This window comes from Vibrio sp. 1727, from assembly GCF_033344415.1.
GTDB classification, from domain to species: domain Bacteria; phylum Pseudomonadota; class Gammaproteobacteria; order Enterobacterales; family Vibrionaceae; genus Vibrio; species Vibrio alginolyticus.
Map to the genome: position 1 here is coordinate 1 of NZ_JAWPOT010000518.1, position 569 is coordinate 569.

Genomic DNA, 569 nt, shown 5'->3' on the forward strand with positions numbered 1-569 from the left:
TGACAGTGTGTAAAGTAATGCTGGTGGATGATCATCCACTGATGCGACGTGGTATCCATCAACTCCTGAGCTTTGAGCCAGAGTTTGAAGTCGTTGCAGAAGCAAGCAATGGCGCAGATGCAGTCGCAAAAGCGCATGAGCTTGAGCTCGATTTGGTACTGCTAGACCTCAACATGAAAGGCATGTCTGGGCTGGATACGTTAAAAGCGCTGCGAGCAGATGGCTGTGAGGCGAGGATTGTTATTCTGACCGTTTCAGACAGCCCTGCGGATATTGAAGCGATTGTACGCAGTGGCGCGGATGGCTATTTGTTAAAAGATACAGAGCCGGATGAGCTTGTTGAGCTACTCAAACAGGCCCATCAGGGTGACAAGGCATACAGTCAAGAGGTTGCCAAGTATTTGAGTGAACGCTCTGATCATGAAGATGTTTTTGATTCGCTAACGGATCGCGAAACGCAAATCCTGCGAGAGGTGGCAAGAGGCTTCCGTAATAAGCAGATTGCCGATCGTTTGTTTATTTCTGAATCGACGGTAAAAGTACACATGAAGAGCTTACTTAAGAAGCTT

Annotated in this window: 1 protein-coding gene; it reads left to right on the top strand. The window is 47.6% G+C overall.

Annotated features, from left to right (window positions below; genetic code table 11):
- Window positions 1-569, top strand: a 569-nt coding sequence (locus tag R8O10_RS26690) for a response regulator (RefSeq protein ID WP_318192158.1), incomplete at both ends; no start/stop codon positions are given.